At 62.6% G+C, this 20,130-nt stretch carries 16 protein-coding genes; 7 read left to right on the top strand and 9 right to left on the bottom strand.

The features are described from left to right. Window positions 1–3 precede the first annotated feature (3 nt). Window positions 4–366, top strand: a complete 363-nt coding sequence (locus tag GRS80_RS20725) for a hypothetical protein (protein ID WP_235019721.1) — start codon at window positions 4–6, stop codon at window positions 364–366. 38 nt (window positions 367–404) lie between these two features. Here the strand turns inward: GRS80_RS20725 and glpK are convergent, their stop codons facing one another. Beyond that, window positions 405–1,943, bottom strand: coding sequence for a glycerol kinase GlpK (glpK, locus tag GRS80_RS11700; RefSeq protein ID WP_160047700.1), 1,539 nt, complete (start codon window positions 1,941–1,943; stop codon window positions 405–407). Window positions 1,944–2,528: 585 nt separating this feature from the next. On the opposite strand from glpK, the gene GRS80_RS11695 reads away from it, so the two are divergent. Next, window positions 2,529–3,755 carry an MFS transporter gene (locus GRS80_RS11695; protein ID WP_160047699.1) on the top strand — a complete coding sequence of 409 codons (1,227 nt, stop codon included), beginning with the start codon at window positions 2,529–2,531 and terminating at the stop codon, window positions 3,753–3,755. A gap of 33 nt (window positions 3,756–3,788) precedes the next feature. Here GRS80_RS11695 and GRS80_RS11690 read toward each other — a convergent pair whose 3' ends face one another. The 8 genes from GRS80_RS11690 to phnD all read right to left on the bottom strand — a co-directional run bounded on the left by GRS80_RS11690 (window position 3,789) and on the right by phnD (window position 11,580). Then, window positions 3,789–4,487 carry a hypothetical protein gene (locus GRS80_RS11690; RefSeq protein ID WP_160047698.1) on the bottom strand — a complete coding sequence of 233 codons (699 nt, stop codon included), beginning with the start codon at window positions 4,485–4,487 and terminating at the stop codon, window positions 3,789–3,791. Between the two features lie 145 nt (window positions 4,488–4,632). Next, a complete protein-coding gene (locus GRS80_RS11685; RefSeq protein WP_160047697.1) occupies window positions 4,633–5,412 on the bottom strand; it encodes a hypothetical protein in 780 nt (259 codons plus the stop codon). A 283-nt stretch (window positions 5,413–5,695) separates the two neighbouring features. Next, window positions 5,696–6,481: an HAD-IIA family hydrolase gene (locus GRS80_RS11680; protein ID WP_160047696.1), complete on the bottom strand. Its 786-nt coding sequence runs from the start codon at window positions 6,479–6,481 to the stop codon at window positions 5,696–5,698. Between the two features lie 261 nt (window positions 6,482–6,742). Then, complete coding sequence (locus GRS80_RS11675) at window positions 6,743–7,537, bottom strand: HAD-IIA family hydrolase (protein WP_160047695.1); 795 nt, start codon at window positions 7,535–7,537, stop codon at window positions 6,743–6,745. Window positions 7,538–7,889: 352 nt separating this feature from the next. Next, complete coding sequence (gene phnE / locus GRS80_RS11670) at window positions 7,890–8,687, bottom strand: phosphonate ABC transporter, permease protein PhnE (protein WP_160047694.1); 798 nt, start codon at window positions 8,685–8,687, stop codon at window positions 7,890–7,892. Then, window positions 8,687–9,505: a phosphonate ABC transporter, permease protein PhnE gene (gene phnE, locus GRS80_RS11665; protein ID WP_149081542.1), complete on the bottom strand. Its 819-nt coding sequence runs from the start codon at window positions 9,503–9,505 to the stop codon at window positions 8,687–8,689. The genes phnE (GRS80_RS11670) and phnE (GRS80_RS11665) overlap by 1 nt, the downstream gene beginning before the upstream one ends. Window positions 9,506–9,561: 56 nt before the next feature. Continuing rightward, window positions 9,562–10,395, bottom strand: a complete 834-nt coding sequence (phnC, locus tag GRS80_RS11660) for a phosphonate ABC transporter ATP-binding protein (RefSeq protein ID WP_160047693.1) — start codon at window positions 10,393–10,395, stop codon at window positions 9,562–9,564. 54 nt (window positions 10,396–10,449) lie between these two features. Continuing rightward, window positions 10,450–11,580 carry a phosphate/phosphite/phosphonate ABC transporter substrate-binding protein gene (gene phnD / locus GRS80_RS11655; protein WP_160047692.1) on the bottom strand — a complete coding sequence of 377 codons (1,131 nt, stop codon included), beginning with the start codon at window positions 11,578–11,580 and terminating at the stop codon, window positions 10,450–10,452. Window positions 11,581–12,223: 643 nt separating this feature from the next. Between phnD and glpA the strand changes: the two genes are divergently transcribed. The 5 genes from glpA (at window position 12,224) to GRS80_RS11630 (ending at window position 20,104) form a co-directional block, all read left to right on the top strand. Further along, complete coding sequence (gene glpA / locus GRS80_RS11650; RefSeq protein WP_160047691.1) at window positions 12,224–13,924, top strand: anaerobic glycerol-3-phosphate dehydrogenase subunit GlpA; 1,701 nt, start codon at window positions 12,224–12,226, stop codon at window positions 13,922–13,924. Window positions 13,925–13,957: 33 nt separating this feature from the next. Beyond that, window positions 13,958–15,265 carry a glycerol-3-phosphate dehydrogenase subunit GlpB gene (gene glpB, locus GRS80_RS11645; RefSeq protein ID WP_160047690.1) on the top strand — a complete coding sequence of 436 codons (1,308 nt, stop codon included), beginning with the start codon at window positions 13,958–13,960 and terminating at the stop codon, window positions 15,263–15,265. A gap of 106 nt (window positions 15,266–15,371) precedes the next feature. Next, on the top strand, window positions 15,372–16,724 hold the full coding sequence (locus GRS80_RS11640) for an anaerobic glycerol-3-phosphate dehydrogenase subunit C (RefSeq protein ID WP_160047689.1): 1,353 nt from the start codon (window positions 15,372–15,374) through the stop codon (window positions 16,722–16,724). Then, window positions 16,724–17,902: an AAA family ATPase gene (locus GRS80_RS11635; RefSeq protein ID WP_160047688.1), complete on the top strand. Its 1,179-nt coding sequence runs from the start codon at window positions 16,724–16,726 to the stop codon at window positions 17,900–17,902. Before GRS80_RS11640 ends, GRS80_RS11635 begins: the two co-directional genes overlap by 1 nt. 126 nt (window positions 17,903–18,028) lie before the next feature. Further along, window positions 18,029–20,104 (top strand): hypothetical protein, encoded by a 2,076-nt coding sequence (locus GRS80_RS11630; protein WP_160047687.1) that lies wholly within the window; start codon window positions 18,029–18,031, stop codon window positions 20,102–20,104. The last annotated feature ends 26 nt before the right edge of the window (window positions 20,105–20,130 follow it).

Raw genomic sequence — 20,130 nt, 5'->3', positions numbered from 1 at the left:
GCTGTGACCGCCACGATCTCCTCGAGTGAGGGCGTGATCGTCGTGATTTCGTCGCTCTCGTTCCTCTCGTGGTCGGCGATTCTCTGGACGCTCGCAGTGGTTCTCTACGGCGTCGGCGATCTCGTTACGACGATGATCGGGCTGGGCCGTGACGGCGTCGTGGAGGGGAACGCGGGCGCACGGTTCGTCCTCGGTGATCCGCCGTCGTGGGTACGGTTCGGCGTCTTCAAAGCCGTTCTTCTGTTCGCGTGCTACGGCGGATATTTCCTGCTCGAGGGGTATCTGATCCGGTTCGCCGTTCCGGCGGGAATCGCGGCGATCGGGCTGTACGCGGTCGTAATCAACGTTCGGGTTCTAACTGCCTGAGACGGACGCTGTGTCGGCACGTCGGTCCAGCAGCCGTCTCAGCTCTCCTCTCGAGCCCAGCCGCGCGAGCGTTCGACGGCGTCGATCCAGCGCTCGTGACGTTGGTCGGCGACGTCGGGGTCTATCTCCGGCTCGAACTCTCGGTCGACCCGCCAGTTGTTTCGCAGTTGCTCTAAGTCCGCCCAGTAGTCGACGGCGAGGCCGGCGGCGTAGGCCGCGCCGAGGGCGGTGGTCTCGTCGACGACCGGCCGGACGATCTGCGAGCCGATGACGTCCGACTGGAGCTGACAGAGGAAGTTGTTCTTAACCGCGCCGCCGTCGACTTTCAGGCTCGTCATCTCGATGCCAGAGTCGCCTTCCATCGCCTCGGCGACGTCCCGGGTCTGGTAGGCGATCGACTCGAGGGTCGCACGAACGATGTGCTCCCGGCGAGTGCCTCGAGTCATCCCGACGATCGTGCCGCGTGCACGCTGGTCCCAGTGGGGCGCACCCAGCCCGGTAAAGGCAGGGACGACGTAGACGCCGTCGGTCGAGTCGACGCTTCTGGCGAGCTCTGCGGTCTCGCTTGGGTCGTCGATCAGCGAGACGTCCTCGAGCCACTCGATGGCCGCGCCGGTGACGAAGATCGATCCCTCGAGAGCGTACTGGACGTCCTCGCCGGAGCGCTGATAGCCGATCGTCGTCAGCAGGCCGTGGTCGCTCTCGACGGCGTCGTCCCCGGTGTTCATCAGGAAGAACGAACCAGTCCCGTAGGTGTTTTTCGCGTCGCCGGGGTCGAAACAGGTCTGGCCGAACAGAGCTGCCTGCTGGTCGCCGAGTGCGCCGGCGACCGGAATCTCTGCACCGAGAAAGCCGTCGGGATCGGTCGTTCCGTACGTCGCCTCGTCGCTCGAGGGACGAACCTCGGGGAGTATCGCTTCGGGGATCGAGAACTCGGCGAGGAGGTCATCGTCCCACTCGAGGTCGTGGATGTTGTAGAGCATGGTCCGCGAGGCGTTCGTGACCTCGGTGACGTGTTCGCCGGTGAGGTTGTAGATCAACCAGCTATCGATCGTCCCGAACAGGATCTCGCCTGCCTCCGCGCGGTCACGAACGTCCGACGGTCGGGCACGTTCCATCTTGATCGGGTCCGCCTCCTCGAGTAACCACTCCGCTTTGGTCGCCGAGAAGTAGGCGTCGGGCTCGAGGCCGGTTTTTTCGCGGATGGTCTCGACCGCGCCGTTCTCCTCGAGGCTCTCGATGCGCTCGGTCGTTCGGCGGTCCTGCCAGACGATGGCGTTGTAGATCGGCGTTCCCGTGTCGGCGTCCCACAGGAGCGTCGTTTCACGCTGATTCGTGACGCCGATCGCGGCGAGCTGTTCCGGTCCGACGTCGGCCCACCCGAGCGCCTGGGTGATGACGTCTTTCGTGTTGTCCCAGATCTCCATCGGGTCGTGTTCGACCCAGCCGGGTTCGGGATAGTACTGGTCGTGTTTCTCGTAGGCGTTTGCGACGACCTCGCCGTCGTGGTCGAAGACGATGAACCGAGTACCGGTGGTCCCCTGATCGATCGCACCGACGTACGTGTCCTCAGTCATCGAATCACCACAACTCACGTCGTGTACACTCTTTACTCGCGGCCATGTATCGTCAGTAAATACGTAGGACAATCGCCATAAACGTTGCCGAACCTGTTACGGGTATTCACGGACTGCGCTGTGTCCGTCCCGTCGATCGCAGATCGACGAGCAATCGGCCGGTAATCAGCGTCGCAGACCGTATCAGGCATACCAGACCGTATCAATCCGCCCCGGCCTCCGACGAAACTCGCCACCGGCCCGACGCGCCATCGATCGAGGTCGGGAACGTGTCTCGATTTCCGGAGGCCAAAGGATTAACTCCCGTATTCTGCACGTTTTCTGTAATGGTGACGGGAGTAGACGAGCGACGCTGGTCGGGCACTGCTTGCTGCCGTATTTGGGCAGGACGTTCCACTCGAACGGCCGACTGCAACGGTTCGACGCCACGTTCACAACGGCTCGCCGAGTCTTGTGTTGAACGTATCGTAACTCCCGAAGCGAGCGACCGATCGATCGTCGCTCGCTCGCACTCCTCGACCGACGCTCGGGGCTCCGCTCGAGCGCTGTAACTCGAGTGAGTTCGTCCGTCTCAGACGATTGCCAATGAAATCCGAGTACGATCACGGGGAGACTACGCCCTCGGTCTACCGACGGGTACTCTCGAACCCGCAGTTCGGGCTGATTCTGGCGGTAACGTTCGTCGGGATGCTGGAAGCGGCGCTCGCACCCGCACTTCCGGCGATCGCCGACGCGTTGCAGATCTCCGACGGGCGAGTGGGGCTTCTAATCACGTTCTTTAAAGTTCCCTCGATTCTGGTCGTCCCGGTGGCGGCGATCGTCGCGGACCGATATGGACGTCGCGTCGTCCTCCTCCCCTCGCTCGTGTTGTTCGGGGTGGTGGGTACCGCGATGTTCTTCGTGGAAACGTTCGTCGTCTTGCTCGCGATGGCGGCCGTGATGGGAATCGGTGCGGCGGCGATATTCCCGATCACCGTGACGATGCTCGGTGACGTCTACTCCGGAGCGGCGAACGCGACCGCACAGGGGTTTCGGGTCGCCATCGTCGGCATCGCTGCGATCTCGATCCCGGCGCTTAGCGGGTATCTATCCGGACTCTCCTGGAACTATCCGTTCGCGCTGTTCGCGCTTGCGTTTCCAGTTATCGTCCTGGTGTCACTGTTTCTCCACGAAACGATCGAGCCGTCGGCGTCGTCGGATGGAGTCTCTCGTCTGACGCGTCAGTACAGCGGCGCGATTCGGACCGAACTGCTGAATCCGGACGTACGAATACTCGTCCTCGGTGGCTTCGTTCGGGGTTTCGTCCGGTACGGCGTGTTGACGTTCATTCCGCTGTTTGCGGTCCGAGTTCTCGATGCGTCGTTGTTCGAGGCGGGTGCGCTGTTGGCGGTGCGAGGGTTCGCGTACGTATCCGTCTCGCCGGTGTCGGGATCCATCGTGGGCCGCATCGGGCGAAAGCGGGCACTGATCGTCGCCATGCTTGTCAGTACGACCGCGCTCGTCGCGATTCCGTTCACCTCGAGCTTACTAATCCTCTCTATCGCCGTATTTGCGTATTTCGCGGGCGATGCCCTGTTCGATCCGGTGATGAAAGACGCCGTCACCACCTTCGGCCACGACGACTACCTTGCGGGCGTCGTCAACACCCTGTACGTACTGAAACGTACCGGACAAACCGTCTCACCGGCTATCTTCGGGTTCGTTCTGACGCTGTTCGGATACGAGACGCTGTTCGTCGCCGCAGCCGCCGTCGTTTTCGCCTACTTGGTCGCCTTCCGGACGACGTTTTCGGCGACTCCACGCTCTCGCTGAGTGACGACCACCGTCGCCGCACGGACGTCGCGATCACGCCGAACGGAGTCGCGTTCGGATCCGGTCTATGAGCGGCCGACGCTTCCGGTGGCGCTCGCTTTCCCAGGCGACCGACCCCGACTCGTCGAGCGCGTACAGCGGTCGCTTCTCGTGGGACTCGCTCAGATACACGTATCGAGTGTCCCCATCGGAGCCAATGCGGGCGACCGCAGGCTGTCCCCAGTCGCTGGCGTGGTCGACGATCAGCCCGCCATCGGTTAGATCGTAGAGATAGGTTCGGTTGTCGGGCGGATGCGTCTGAACCACCGCGAGCGAACCGTCCGCAGACAGGTCTCCGTCGGCGACGTTCGCCTCGTAGGACGCCTCCAGTGTGCTGGTTCCACTCGCATCGAACGCACGCACGCCCCCATCGAGGTCGTCCGCCGAGCCGCCGCCGAGTATCACGACGGTTCCTCGCTCCGAGACGAACCCCGCGATCGGATGGTCGGTCCAGCCACTCCAGCGAAGTTCCCCGTTCGAAAACAGAAACGTACGCGACCCACCCCCGGAAATCGGCGACCCGTACGCGACCCGCCACGCACCGTCGCTCGAGTCGCGGGTCCGACAGAAGTAGGTCTCGTCGTCGTACTCGATCGTCTGGCGGTCAGTCAGTTCGTTCTGGGTCTTCCACGGTTTGTGCGTCTCCCACTCCAGCCCAGGGGGATCCGGGTCGCCGTTCCGTCGCAGTCTCATGGACGCGACGTGGGGCTATACTCGAATAAGAATTGTGTGCGAACACCGCAAGCGGAGCGTCTCGAGTGGACTGTCGTACCGATGTGCCGGTCGATCGTGCCAGGATATCAGCCATCGCAGAGCGGACGAGCCCTCACGGTCGCTTTCAGACGGACGATTCGAACACCGTCGTCCCGCAGCCGGGGCAATCCGCGACGATCGCTTCCTCGCCGGGACAACAGCCGGTCGTCTGTCGAACGTCGAGGGCGTGATCGCAGAGCGGACAGTCGAGAAGCATGATTCTGAGGCGGCCGAGAATCTGTCCGCGCTGTTGCTGGTCGAACGTCTGCCACTCGTCGGTCCACGCCGCGAGCGCACGGTCGGCGGCGACGTCAGCGACGAACGCCGCCGTCGATCGCCAGTGGGTAAGTTTCTCGCCGTTTCGGTACACGACGAACCACTCGTTGTTTACCTCCACGGTGAGCGACTCCGGTTCGCTGTCGAACACGTCGGCAAGCACCGCCCGTTCGTCCTGGTCGCGAACCGCTTCGATACGCTCGTTCCAGGTCCGGCGAAAGTCCTCGGTCAGAAAGACGTCGTCCCCGTCTCCCTCGAGTATCCCGGCCTCGAGACAGAACTCGACGAGCGCTTCGCCCGACGCCGCCTGGGTGTCGACGGCGCCTCCATCTGGCTGTTTCCCGATCGCACGGAGGATCCCCGCCGGGACGTACCGCCGTGTCAACTCGGGTGTCCCGGGGACGAGATAGCCACGGAGGGAGATGACCGCGACGCAGATCGCGACGACGCCGATCGCCGCGGGGATCGACACGACGGCGACGAGAGCGCCGACAGCCGCTGTAATCACCAGGTTGAGAACCGTACACGGGAGACACCGGTTCGTTCCCGTGTACTCCGGTTGCCTGAGTCGCTCGAGTGGTGCGGTCATGGGTATCGATCGCCGGTAGCGACGGATCGTTCGTGGGAACCGCTGCCGTCGCCAGGCCGGTCACGTGTAGCTGCCAGTGTTGATACTCGCCCGGTCGTCGGTACCGACACTCGCCTGGTCGCCGATAACAGCCCTTTCGTTTGTCCGTTCAACCCGAGTGCTCGCATTTCTCCAAGATGTGGGGGTCTGACCGGCTTAAATGTACGGTGTCGACGAACGTGACCGTCGCCGTGGCGGTTACGGTGGGGCCAGCGCGAACGCCACCGATCCGGTCTGGATGATGTCACTCGAGGACCGACTCGAGGTCGGCCAGCGAGTCGACGACGTGATCCGGCGCGGTCGACGACTCGGCTATCGCAGGTCGGTCCGTCGCGCCGGAGAGAACGAGGACGGATTCCATTCCCGCCTTGTTCCCCATCTCGATGTCGGTTTCGAGTCGGTCGCCCACGATCAGACAGCGCTCAGGGTCGACGGAGAGCGCCTCGAGTGCGGTCTCGATCATCACCGGCGAGGGCTTCCCGAGTACCGTATCGACCGACCGAGCCGTTACCCCCTCGACAGCGCCGATCATACCGGCTGCGTCGGGAATCGAACCGTCCTCCATCGGACAGGTTCGGTCGGGGTTCGTCGCGAGAAACGGTCCGCCGGTCTCCAGTGTTCGCTGTGCGAGTTCGAGTTTCTCGTAGTCGAACTCGCGGTCCATCGAGACGACGAGGACGTCTCCCGGCGAGTCGACGGTGACGTCGACGCCCGCGCGCTCGAGTTCGGCGAGCAGCGGTTCTTCGCCGATGACGAACACCGTTTGGTCGGGGAACTTGTCGGCGACGTACCGTGCGGTGACCCATCCGGAGTTGACGACGTCTTCGTGCGTCGCGGACACGCCGAGACGCCGGAGCTTCTCGCAGTGGTGGGACCGGTCTTCGAACGCCTTGTTGGTGAGAAACAACACCTCGAGTCCACGTTCTCTGAGCGCTTCGATCGCGTCGTCGGCACCCGGGACGAGCCGGTCGCCGCGGTAAACCGTCCCGTCGAGGTCGACGATGGCGGCTTCGCGGTCGGTACGAGTCATCGGTGACAGCTGTTCGTGTATCCGTGTCGGTCGAACACCGCTTCCGTCGTCCACACTCCTCTCTGAAGCCGTGGCGGCCACTTTGTTACTGAAGGTACCTGCACCGACAGTAAATTAACTGCCGTGAATATAAGAGTTGTGGGCTCGCTCACCCGTTGACCGCCTCCTCGAGGCCTCGTCGGATCGTGGACACGACGCGTTCGGGGAGGGTGGACGGTGATCGCGAGCGCGTTCTGCGAACGTGGACGGCGTCACCGCTGGCTACGGGTTCGTCGTCGATTCGCTGGCGAGCACCTCCTCGATCTCGCCCAGGGACTCGAGGACGTGATCGGCGACGCCGTTCGTCGCGGCCGGATCGGTTCGATCGATCAATCCAGTCAACACGAGTACGGTCGTCATGCCCGCGCGTGTCCCCATTCGGATGTCGGTTTCCGGGTTGTCCCCGATCACCAGACACTCCGAGGCATCGACATCGAAGTGATCGAGACTCACCTCGATGATCGGGTCGTTCGGTTTGCCGGCGACGACATCGGGTCCGCGTTCGGCCGCGTACTCGACCGCCGCGATCAGCGCTCCCGATCCGGGCTCGTTGCCCGTATCAGTCGGGCTCTTTCGATCCCGGTTCGTCCCGACGAACGTCGCGCCGTGCTCGAGTGCGTGAAGACACCGCGTGAGCGTCTCGAAATCGAACGATCGGTCCTTTCCAACCACGAGTACGTCGCAGTCGGCCGGATCGTCGGTGAGCGCGACGCCGGACCGTGACAGCTCGTCGAACAACGCGGGTTCGCCGACGGCCATCGCCGTCGCGTCGGGAAACTCTCTCGCGACGTACGACGCCGTCACGGTGGCGCTCGTCAGTATCTCTGATTCGTCGGCGTCGATTCCGATCGACTCGAGTCGCTCGAGACACTTGCGCCGGGATTTCGTCGCGGAGTTCGTCACGAACGCGACGTCGACACCGGCATCACGGAGCCGGTCGATACCGTCTCGAGCCCCGTCGATCCCCGTTCTGGACCGGTAGACGGTTCCGTCGAGATCGATGATTGCTGCGTTCATGGTCACACCCTCCACGAGACCTCGGGTCGACTGTCCACGGTGTCGGACGACATCGTCCGGGATCGGTGCCGTTCGCACTCACCGGCTGGTGGGTGTGCTGTGCTGTCGATACTGCTGGTCGGTAGCCGTCGGTAAACGGGATTTGTCCGTTCAGACGCTGTATTCTGGCTCATTTCGCTCGTAGTTTCTGACGACAGTTCGTTCGATCCGCTAGCGATTCGTCCATCAGTTCGTCACTGGTCTTGTCGGTCGTGGGTTCGATTCGATGCCGATGTGACTGCCATCGTGTCCGAATCACGAAGTAGATACGACGACGAGAGGGGTTCGAGCAGCGGAGAGTCTCGAGACGTGCTCAGCTCACCTTCTTTCGGAGATAGGCGGAGACGACTTCGCTCACGAGCACGATGCCGAGAATCGCGATCAGGATGGTGAGCACTCGCGGCCACTGGAGGAAGTCGACCGACGTGTTCAGTTCCACCCCGATACCGCCGGCACCGACGAGTCCGATCACCGTCGCCTCCCGGACGTTGATGTCCCACCGGTAGGTCGTCACACCGACGAACGTCGGTTTGATCTGGGGAACGATACCGTAGATGGCGACGTCCATCGGCGAACCCCCCATCGCTTTGATCGCTTCCGTCTGTCCGGTATCGATCTCTTCGATCCCTTCGGCGATCAGCTTCGAGACGAAGCCGATCGATCGGAACGCGACTGCGAGCACTCCTGCGAGGGCTCCGGTCCCGAAGATAACGACGAAGAACAGCGCCCAGATGATGACGTTGACCGACCGCGTCGCGACGATCATGAACTTCCCGAAGGCGTACGCGATCGGGTGTGGGGCCGTGTTCTCCGCGCCCATGTACGCGATTGGCAGTGCGATCAACACCGCCAGCCCCGTACCGAGAATGGCGATGTTTACCGTTTCGATCAGCGGCGGAAGGATATCGATGGAGTACGCCCAATCCGGCGGCGTCATCCGTACGAACAGGTCCGCGAGGTTTCGCGGCGTGAAGATGAGGAACTCGTAGGTGACGTTGAGTTCGCGCCAGGAGAGTACGACGACCGCGATTGACGCGACGATCGCTACCCACCGTGCGATATGATACCGCGGTGAATGCTTTCGCCACTCGGTTTGGTTTTCGACCGACATTACTGGACCCTCCGTCGTGCGATTGCACTCGCGATTTCACCGACCATGACGACCGCGATGATCGCGAGGATGATCGTAAGGGCAAAGTCGTACTCGTAGCGCTCGAACGAGTTGAGCAGCGTGACGCCGATCCCACCCGCACCGACGATACCGACAATCGTACTCGCACGGATGTTGATGTCCCACCGGTAGATGATGAGACCGACCATCCGCGGTATGACCTGTGGGGCGACGCCGTACAACAACACCTGAAGCGAGTTTCCACCCGAGGCGCGTATCGCGTCGACCTGGCCCTCGTCGATATCCTCGAGATCTTCGGCGAGCAGTTTGGCGAAGAATCCCGGCGTCGCGAAGACGAGCGCGATGACCCCTGCGAGCGGGCCGAGACCGACCGCGACGACGCAGATGATCGCTAACACGAGTTCGTGTAGCGCACGCGAGACCGAGACGATCGCACGTCCCACGTAGTAGACGGGTCGTGGAACGAGATTCTCGGCCGCCATCACGGCGACGGGCAAACTCAAGACGACACCGATCGCCGTCGCGACGAACGCCATCGCGATACTCTCAACCATCCCGCCGTACGTTCGCTCGAGTGCAATGGGGGACAGATCCGGCGGGAACATCGTCGAGAGCAGGATCGACGCCGCGTCGATACCGCCCATGACCCGTTCGACGCTCGGTCGAACCGCCCACGCACTCCAGAGAACGAACAGAATAATCGCCAGGTACACGACGTACTTGACGTACTCGTTGTAGAACACGGACGGGCGTTCCCACGTCTCCGGATATCCGGCACTGGGTTCCGATTTAGACACGCGTCTCACCCTGCCGATGTGTTCGTTCTGCGTAACTGTGTGGTACGCTCATACTGTTAGTACGACGTTTCTCTGTCGGCATCCGAAATATCGACCGACGCCGATTGCTGTTTCTGAACCTGTTCGCCCGGAGTCGACTGCTCCTCCCGAGACTCGCCGGCCCGGTAGATGGTGTCGCGTGCGTCCTGGTCGAACTCGTCTGGCGTCCCCTTGAAGACGACCTCGCCGTCGGCAAGGCCGACGATACGGTCCGTGTACTCGAGAGCGAGTTCGACCTCGTGGATGTTGATCAACACAGGAATTCCCTCCTCTCTTGCAATCTCCGTCAACAGTTCCATGACGGCGAAGGAAGTTTCGGGGTCGAGTGCGCTGGTCGGCTCGTCGACGAGCAGAATCTTCGGCCGTTGAAGCACGGCACGGGCGATTCCGATTCGTTGTCGTTGGCCACCCGAGAGTTCGTCGGCGCGCTTGTTTTCCATCCCGCCAACGCCGACCCGGTCGAGAACCTCGTATGCGCGTTGGACGTCTTCCTCCGGGAAGTTCCGACGGAGTGCCTGCATGGTACTGATGTACCCGACCCGCCCGGAGAGAACGTTCTCCATGACCGTGAGGCGTTCGACGAGATTGAACTCCTGGAAGATCATCCCCATATCCCGTCGGGCGTTGCGCAGCTCCGACTTCGACATGGTCGTTACGTCCTCTCCATCGAGTACGATCGATCCGGCCGTCGGCTCGGTCAACCGGTTGATACACCTGATGAGGGTACTCTTCCCGGCACCGCTGGGGCCGATAATCGAGACGACTTCTTCTCCCTCTACGTCCATAGACACGCCTTTCAGCGCTTCGTCACCCGTCGAGTAGACCTTCTCTAGATCCGTTATTTCTAACATTGGTTGTTTCTCAATTATAATTTGAAAACGAAACGACCCCGACTTATCGTCTCATCAGATCTCGGCGGGGTCCGTGAGGTCGACGTCGTTGTCCTCGTGAGTCACCAGGATGTTGTGCCAGTGGGTCGCGTAATCGATCTCGACGAACTCGCCGCGTCCTTCGAACTCCTCTGCGAACTCGGTTCCGTAGTAGTCGTGTTCGAGGAACGCCCGTTCGATCCCTTCCTGCACGTCGACGGGCAAGTTCGCCTTGTACGTGAACGCGGTGGTCGGGATCGGATCGCTCGCCCAGACAGCCTTGATCTCGGTCGGATCGACGTCACCACGTTCGGCGACTCGAGTCACACAGGTACTACAGACCGGTGCGACTTCGCTGTCCTGGTGGTAGATCGACAGAATGACGTTTTCGTGACTGCCGACGTGTTCGAACTCGTAATCCTCGCCGGGGACGACGCCGAACTGCTCCGGGAACAGCGCGTTCGGCATCAGATGACCGGAGTTCGATGCCGGGTCACCGTGGGCACCGGTCCGCCCCGCGAAGTCCTCCACGGAGTTGATGTCCTCGTTGTCCATGTGTGTGATCGCCCACAGTCGGTAGCCGGCGTCTTCCTCGGCAACCTGGATGCCGAACGGAACCGCGTCCGCCAGGTTCACTGCGAACGGCACTGCACCGGTCGAGAAGCCGGCGATGTGGAGCTGATCTCCCCGCATCGCCTCGACCTGTGCCGCGTAGCTGTCGACCATGTTGTTCTCGACGGGGTATCCGGTTTCCTCCTCGATGTTGTCGAGAAGCGGATCGAGCATGTCTGCGTACAGCGCTGGATCCTCCGTCGGCGTCAGCGCGAACTGGAGTGTATCCGGATCGTTCTCCTCGATGTCGTCTGGATCAGTTACGGGGTCCCCGTAGTGGGGCTCGTCTTGCTCTTCGAACGCTTCGATGTCCTCGATCCGACCGGTGACGAACCCGTCGTCCATCAACGTCTGCATCGTCTGGGGGAACACCGGATCGTCGGGATCGAACTCCTCGAAGTCGGCCCCGGCGTCCCCGTTGCCGTTGCCATTCCCATTGCCGTTGCCATTACCGTTCCCGGTGCCGTTCCCTCCCGCTTCCTCTTCTTCGGCACACCCTGCGAGACCGGCCGTCATCGCCGCTCCCGTCCCGAGGAGTACCTTTCGTCGACACATGCTGCACCGTGGTCTGTCATCTCGACCCATGTACACCAATCTATAATGAATAGTTATATAACTTATTGTTGGTCGCACACCATGAGTCAAAAATTTGGAACAAATCCTCGAGCGAATAATGTACCGGGACGGCTCGGGATCGTCACGTGACGGTGGTGGGTGTCGACCGCCGTGGGGTGGCGGAGACCTAGTTCGCATCTCGACGTTGCAGCCAGAGTGAGTTATAATTTCCTTTAGTACGAAATCCGGTTTCTCCTCTGTCACTACCGGGAATATCTTCTGTAGCGGTTGTGTGCTGTGAGTTTAGCGCTACACCGTCTCACGTTGCGCTCGTCCGATCGGAGGCGGGTGTCTCGATCGACACAACGTCGTCGTCGAACGTGGGCCAACCCTGGTCTCGTCTCTCGAGCAACGATCGACTGGTCTTGCCGGACCACGACGTCCCCAGATACTGGAGTCGGCTATCGGTCGTCGCGATCGCACCCGTTAGCTGTGTCTTCTCCTGTGGTTAGGGGAGAACCCTCGCCTAGAGTGGTTCAAACTCCTATCTTCCGGCGGTCTCTGAGTTCGATAATTTAGTACGGGCGCTCCGAGACCGTCGATAAAATAAAGGGGCGGGAGCTTCCAACCTACGAGTAAAGGAATGGGATACGATACTGAGGTCCTCGTCCTCGGCGGTGGCTCGACGGGCTGTGGCATCGCTCGCGATCTCGCGATGCGCGGCCTTGAGGTCACGCTCGTCGAACGAGGCAATCTAACCCACGGGACTACGGGCCGGATGCACGGTCTCTTACACAGCGGTGGGCGGTACGCCGTCTCCGATCGAGCGAGTGCGACCGAGTGCATCGAGGAGAACGAAGTCCTCCGAGATATCGCCGGCCACTGCGTCGAGTTGACCGACGGACTGTTCGTCCAGCGGCCGGAGGACCCGGATTCGTACTTCCGGGAGAAACTCGAGGGCTGTCGGGAGTGTGGGATCCCCACACGTGCCCTCTCGGGTCGGGAGGCTCGCGAGATCGAACCCTACCTCGCCAACGACGTGAAACGCGCCATCGAGGTGCCCGACGGCGCGGTCGATCCGTTCCGCCTCTGCGTGGCGAACGCACTCGATGCCCAGACCCACGGCGCTCGAATCGAGACCCACGCGGAGGTAATCGACCTGCTGCGCGAGGGCGACGACGTCTACGGCGTGCGGGTCCGTCACGACTCGGGACCCGGCCGGCGAACGCACGGCGTTCCGGGGAGCACCGAGGAGATCACCGCCGAGTACGTCGTCAACGCGACCGGCGCGTGGGCCGGGCAGATCGCCGCGATGGCCGACCTCGAGGTCGCGGTTCGGCCCTCGAAGGGCGTGATGACGATCATGAACGTCCGCCAGGTCGACACGGTCATCAACCGCTGTCGGCCGAAAGGCGACGCGGATATCATCGTCCCCCACGAGACGACAGCCATCCTCGGGACGACCGACGAGGAGGTCACCGATCCCGACGACTACCCGGAGGAGGAGTGGGAAGTCGACATGATGATCGACACGCTCTCGGAGCTCGTTCCGATCCTCTCGGAGGCGCGAACGATCCGTTCGTTCTGGGGCGTTCGCCCGCTGTACGAGCCGCCGGGGAGAGAGACCGAGGACCCGACCGATATCACGCGCGATTTCTTCCTGCTCGATCACGACGAACGCGACGGCGTCTCGGGAGTGGCGAGTATCGTCGGCGGCAAGCTAACCACCTACCGCGCGATGGCCGAGGAGATCGCCGATCACGTCTGCGCCGAACTCGGTGTCGACGCCACCTGTGCCACCGCCGAGGAACCACTCCCCGGCAGCGAGAACCTCGAGCGACTCGAGGACGGGATGGACGAGTTCGGTCTCCGGTCGCCGATCGCTCGCCGAAGCACGAAGCGACTCGGCAGTCGGTCGCGGGACGTCCTCGAGACCGACGAGCCGAACCCGGTGATCTGTGGCTGCGAGGGGGTGACCCGCGCGGAGGTACAGGACGCAATCTCCCAGTCGGGAACGGATCTGAACGCGGTCCGTATCCGCACCCGGGCGTCGATGGGCAACTGCCAGGGCGGCTTTTGCTGTGGGCCGATGGCAAACGAGCTCCACCCCGAGTACGACGAGGAGACCGTCCGTGAGGCGTTCGACGACCTCTTCGACGAACGCTGGAAGGGCCAACGCCACGCCCTCTGGGGCGAACAGCTCTCGCAGGCGATGTTGAACTACGCCCTGCACGCGACGACGATGAACCGCGACCGGGACCCCGCGAACGCCGGGCCGTCGGCGCTCGAGACGGGTTCGGAGTCACTCGAGTATGCGGCGTTCGACGCGGGGGAGGGTCAGTGATGTCGGTCGACGGACTCGAGGTGGATGGCTGAGATGGCGATCGAAGATGACGTCCTCGTGATCGGCGGTGGTCTTGCCGGGGCGACGGCCGCTCTGGCCGCCGCGAACGCGGGCACGAAACGGGTTCGTCTCGTCACCTACAAACAGAGTACGCTCCGCCACGCCAGCGGATTGATCGACGTACTCGGGTACACGCCCGCGGGCAAGGGCCCGCTGGCCGATCCGTTCGACGCGCTCGAGGAGCTTCCACACGGACACCCCTACGAGCGCGTCGGAATTGACGCCGTACGCGATGCGCTGTCGTTTTTCGACGGGATCGTCGGGGACGCCTACGCGGGTGGGCATACCGATCGGAACGCGCTCGTCCCGACCCACGGCGGGACGGTCAAGCCGACCGCCCGCTACCCCGCCGCGACGGCTCCCGGACTGGCGAGCGACGACCGCGACGCCCTGCTGGTCGGCGTCGAGACGCTTCCCGACTTCGACGCGCCGCTCGCCGCGGCCCATCTCGAGGCCGCAGGCGTCCCCTTCGACTGCCGCGGCGTGACACTGCGGTTTCCCGGCATCACCAGAGACGACGCAAAAGTGACCAGATACGCCCACCTCCTCGACCGGAACGAATCCGTCTCGACTTCCTCCGGTGAGGTGGGCGCGCGCGAGGCGCTCTCAGCGGCCGTTCGAGACCACCTCGAGGGCGAGCCACGGGTCGGGTTTCCCGCGATCCTCGGCGACGAACGAGCCGACGACGTCCGAGCCGATCTGGCAGACACGCTCGGTGCCGACGTCTTCGAGGTCCCGATGGGGCCGCCGAGTCTCCCCGGAATCCGCCTCGAGGAGTTGCTGTACGACGCACTCGAGGAGGCGGGTGTCAGGGTGACCACAGGTGTTCCCGTCGTCGATTACGAGACGAACGGCGGGCGTGATGACGGCGGTCGAACCGCCCGGATCGACCACGTCGTCGTCGACCGACACGGCGCCGAAATCCCCCACCGGGCGGATCAGTACGTCCTCGCGACCGGCGGGCTGGTCGGCAAAGGGATCGAGTCGGACCGCGAGGGCGTCGCCGAGCCGATATTCGACTGTCATGTTCCCCACGCCGAGGACCGGTACGACTGGTTCGTCGACGACGTCTTCGGCGAACAGCCGTACGCGCGGTTCGGCCTCGAGCCGGACCGCGAGCTCCGGCCGCTCGACGCTGACGGCGAGCCGGAGTTTGCGAACCTTCGTGCGGCGGGAGCGGTACTGGGCGGCTACGACTACGCGGCGGAGAAATCGGGCGGGGGGGTCTCGATCGCGACGGGATACGTCGCCGGAACCCGTAGCGCGGAGGTAAGCGAATGATCGATGCCAGGGCCGACTCGAGCGGGCGTCTGTGCTCGAGTGAGCCAGCCGAGGCCGACACGTCCCCGAGTCCGGGCGAACGCGATCGATCAGCGAGGGAGAGCGTATGAGTAACACAGACCGACCGACGGACGAGGGTGTACCGGACGAGCAAAGCCGGGACGACGGCGAGTTCGAACCGATTCAGGTGTTCCCCGAGGCCGAGGAGATGGATCTCCGGCCGGGTGCGGACGACTGCTATAAGTGCTCCACGTGTGACACCAACTGTCCCGTCGCCGAAGTCGACGACGAGTTCCCCGGCCCGAAGTTCCAGGGTCCCGAACAGTGGCGGCTCAAGCGCCAGGACGATCACGACATCGACGAGTCGGTGATGAAGTGTTCGAACTGTATGCGCTGTGACAGCGCCTGTCCCTCCGAGGTACCCCTCTCACAGATGCACAACACCGCCCGCGGGGAGTACGTCGAGGAGAACATGACCAAACTCTCCCGCGAGTACCTTCGAAACCGGATGCTCGCAAACTATCGGCGACTCGCACCTCTGGGTGCGGCGTTCCCCCGGACCGCGAACTTCGTCATGGGGCTGTCGATCACCAAATGGCTCGGCGAGAAGACGATGGGTATCACGAGCGAGCGGGAACTCCCCGCGTTCGCGACCGAGACCTTCCGAGAGTGGTGGCGAAAGCGGGGTGGCCCAGCGGTCCACGACGAGAACAACCGAATCGCGTACTTCCACGGCTGTTATGCGAACTACAACACGCCCGAAGTCGCGAAGGCTCTCGTGCGCGTCTACGAACAGTTCGGCTACGAAATTCTGGTCCCCGAACAGCACTGTTCTGGCACGCCGATGTTCGCAAACGGGATGCTCGAGGACGCCCGCCGCTCGGCCGAGACGAACGTCCGCGAACTCGCCGCCGCGATCGACGACGGTGCGGACGTCGTCGCCTCCTGTAGCTCCTGCTCGATGTCGATCCGCCAGGAGTACCCCGAACTGTTCGACTTCGAGGGTACCGACGAGGTGGCCACAAACACCTGGGACGCCGTCGAGTATCTGCGAGTCCACGAGGATCTCGAGGCGGCGCTCGCGGACGCATCGGTCGACGACGGCCGGTTCGAAGAGTTCGCCTATCACGCACCGTGTCACGCTCGCAACCAGGGACTCGACGGGCAGACGATCGAACTCCTCGAGTTGATCGACGGCGTCGAGGCCCACGACGTGGGTGACTCCTGTTCCGGTATCTCCGGCACTTACGGGTGGAAGGAGGAGAACTACGAAACTTCCATGAAGATCGGGGAGGAAATGTTCGAACACATGGCGGATGCCGACGCCACGGCGGGACTGACGGAGTGTCCGACCTGTTCGATGCAGATGGAACACGGAACCGGCTACGAAATCACCCACACCCTCGAGATACTCGAGGCGGCGCTCGTCGGGACGAACCCGACGGCGGAGTCGACGTAATGCAACTCCGCGAGCGTATCGACCGTCGTCGATCTGCAGGAGAGGGGAGCGGAATCGTCGTCGATTACGAGTACCTAAGCCCCGTCGTCCACCGGTCGGAGCCGATCGGACGCGGCCCCGTCCTCGAGCAGCTATTGGACGCATTCGAACCGGTGTTCGACGGCGGTCTTCCGTCATCTGTCGCCGTAACCGGCCCCGCGGGGTCCGGCACGTCGGCCATCGTCGCCGCCCTGTTTGCTGCGATGAACGACCGTCTCGGCGAGACTGGTCGGTCGATCGGGACCACGACTCGTGCCGCCAGGGCCGAACCGATCACCTGGTTCGTCTACGTCGATACACGCCGGGTCCGGAGTGAGTTCGCGTTCTACCGAACGGTACTCTCCGCGCTGTCGACCGATTCGATCCCCGAAAGTGGCGTCGGAACCGATGCCCTTCGCGACCGCCTCCAAGATCGACTCGCCCGTCGCGATCGCCGCGCGATCGTTGCAGTCGATCACCACGACGAACCCGAGACGCTCTCGTACCGGCGTGCTCGAGAGCTGCTCGATCCCGTCTGCGATAGTAGTTCGACGGTTGCCGTCGGCCGGGGGGAACCCGATGGGTGGGACGGAACGACGATTCCCGTCTCGCCCTATCGGGGACACGAACTCGTCGACGTCCTCACCGACCGCGTCTCGACGTCGCTCTCGCCGGGAACGGTCGACCACGAATCGATTCGGTCGCTGTCGGAGTGGGCCGATGGAAACGCACACGATGCACTCGCCGCACTCTACGGTGCTGCAGACTGTGCCGCAGACTCAGACGGCGATCGGATCGAGCCCCGCCATCTGGAGTGTGCGATCGACGGCGTTCCCGACGATTGTGTCCACGTCGACCGGGCGTTATCGCTCTCGGAAACACGTCAACAAGTCCTCTCGACGCTCGCTTCGATCGATCCGGCCGATCGGCCCGTTCGCGACGTCGCGGACGATATCGCAGCACGGTCGTCGCTGACCACAGGAACGGTCAAACGGTTTCTGTACGAACTCGCCGATCGAGGGGTGATCGAGCGCGTTCCGTTACCGACCACCGGTAGCGGTCGCCGTCCCAGTTCGATCGAACTCAGGTTTCCAACGCACGTATTCAACTCACTCACGCCAGCAGCGAATCGAGCCTCCGACCTCGGTCCTGACGAGTAGGCTCGTATTCGACACGCAGAGGAGGTGAGCGCTCGAAACGGGACGTTTGTCCGGACACGACTTTCAACCGACGGCACCCTTTTTGTCGATGCACGATAAATGGACGCAGTAGCGCCGCGAGGAGATATGACGATCGAGTTCGAAACAACGGCGAATCCGGTTGGGCTCGAGGTCCACGACTCCCTCGAACAGCGCCATCTCCAGATCGAGACGTCCGCGTCCGTCTCGCCAGGATCGATCGACCCCGACGAGTTTTGCTTTACGGTCGACGAAACCTGCACGATCGAAACCGACGAGATCGTCTTCGATCACCGATATGCCGTAACGATCCACGACCAAACGGGACAGGCGATTTCGAACTTCGAGGCGGGTGAGACGGCAGAACTCGACGACCGGACGCAGTTCGTCGGCGTCAGCGCCCCGATCAAACTCTACGTCCGAGTCGACGTTCCGGGAACGATCGACATCAGTCTCACGGGACTCCGGATCACGCTCGAGCAAGAGGGCGTGGTGGAACTCGGTGCTCGGTCGGCCCACGACCGACCCGCCGGAACGATTACGACGCCGCCGGACCTCGAGTCAGTAGCGGAGGCGATCTCCGCGGTTCCATCGGCACTGAAAACGACCTCGCCCGAGCGGACGTGGCCGACGCTTCGTGGACACCCACCGTTGATCGAACTAGGGGATCGTCTCGACGTTCCGGAGGGGATCGATCGGCCGGATGGTAACGTCGAACTCGTCGTTCCGAACGAATACCTGGCGGTCTACCAGGCCGCACCCCTCGCGTTCTTTCTCGGAGCAACGGTCCGGACGGGACCGAATCCAAGACTCGAAACACCCCTATTCGAGCGATCATTAGCTGCAGACGACACGTTCGGCGACGAGATCGCCCAACTCCTGAAACGGTTTTTCTTCCTCGACTGTCTGACCCGGACGGAAGGTATTTTTCAGTACGACATCATCGAACGGGCGCCACTGGAAGACGAGTTGTCTTTCGATTTAGTCGACATCTACGACAAACCGCTTCCGGTTCGTCTCGAGCGATACCTCGAGATTCCGTACGACGTGATTGACCCACACACCCCGCGGTGGCCACTGACGGCCTACGTTCCCGACAAGCCGGATAGCGTCGAAGTAGTCCCGTTCGTAGTCAACGAACTCGGAATCATTCGTGAATCCCGTGGACGGACTCCGAACACGGTTCCACAGCTGGAACCGACCACTGCACAGCTCGTCCGCTCGACGGCTGAGTACCGCTCTCCATCCACGTACGATGACGAATCCGCGTTCGTCGTTCCCCGGATTAGGGACGAATCGGTCGAACACGCGTGGTTTGGCGACGCTATTCCACAGAATGCCTCGAAGGCGACGATCGAAGCCTACCGAAATCAGATCAATCGGGACGCCCGTAGCGAATCGATCGAGATTCTGGTCGTCTGTAACGACGCTCGGATGATCGACGAACACGACCTGCTCGACGAGACGTACGGCACCCGCGAGGAACTCCCGTTCGAAATTCACTCGGAGTTCGGCGTCGACTCCGATCAACTCGCGACCCTCCTCACCCAGGGCGGATACGACTTCCTCCATTACATCGGTCACGCGACCGAAGACGGCATCCGGTGTCCGGATGGGAACCTCGACGTTCGAACCCTCGAGTCGGTCGATCTCGGGGTCTTCTTCTTGAACGCCTGCCGATCGTACGAACAGGGGCTCGCGCTTACCCGCCGCGGCGCGTTCGGTGGTGTCAGTACCTACAGCGACGTCGTCAACGAGGACGCCGTCGAAGCAGGCGAAACCTTCGCACGGCTTCTCAACCGCGGCTTTTCGCTCCGGGCAGCACTCGAGATTGCCCAACAGAACACCGCACTCGGCGAGCAGTATCTCATCGTCGGCGATGGATCGGCGGACATTGCACAGTCGGACGGTGGGTCACCAGGTGTTGTCGAACTGGAACGCTGGAGCGAACACGAGTTTGGATTCGGCATCCGGACCTACTCGACGAAGGAGTACAAACTCGGGACAGTATCCGCGTCCGACCTCGAGTCAGTTGTTGACACACATCTCTCACCTGGGTTTACCCCGCTTACGCCGGTCGACGAAGAGAAACTATTGGAGTATTTGACATGGACTGAGCTGCCGATTTTGTTCAACGAGCGACTCCACTGGAACGACGGAATCGGGCCCATAACGCTCGAGTAACTCGGCCGAGTTCGACCTGGCCCGAA

The organism is Natrialba sp. INN-245, from assembly GCF_009807105.1.
In the GTDB taxonomy this organism is placed as follows: domain Archaea; phylum Halobacteriota; class Halobacteria; order Halobacteriales; family Natrialbaceae; genus Natrarchaeobius; species Natrarchaeobius swarupiae.
The sequence above is the reverse complement of the archived record's forward strand: the minus strand, read 5'-3'. Positions and strand labels throughout refer to the sequence as shown.